Source organism: Priestia sp. SIMBA_032 (assembly GCF_046535215.1).
GTDB lineage: Bacteria > Bacillota > Bacilli > Bacillales > Bacillaceae_H > Priestia > Priestia aryabhattai.
The window spans coordinates 1-269 of the sequence record NZ_JAWRXD010000733.1 but is presented as its reverse complement, the minus strand read 5'-3'; the positions used below and the strand labels follow the sequence as shown (position 1 = coordinate 269).

Below are 269 nucleotides of genomic sequence, written 5' to 3'. Positions count from 1 at the left end.
GGTGGACTTGTGTTTATAGGGGCGGCACTTGATGATAAACTCCATGCATTTGATATTGAAACCGGGGAATTACTTTGGACAGGGGAACTCCCAGCAAGTGGAAGGGCTACGCCAATGAGCTACAAACTCGAATCGGGAAAACAACACGTAGTTATTTCCGTTGGCGGTGGAGGCTCGTTTGGGGAAGGAGACTATGTGGTAGCATTTCGATTAAACCAATAAAATAAATCTCTAACGGCGGTATTAAAGCAATGAAAGTTAAGACTTAC

1 protein-coding gene is annotated in these 269 nt (G+C 44.2%); it reads left to right on the top strand.

Features of this window, described 5'->3' with window-relative positions:
* Positions 1 to 222 (top strand): hypothetical protein (locus tag SB717_RS36225; protein WP_410907844.1); only part of this gene is annotated, 222 nt, incomplete at its 5' end.
* Between the last annotated feature and the right edge of the window lie 47 nt (positions 223 to 269).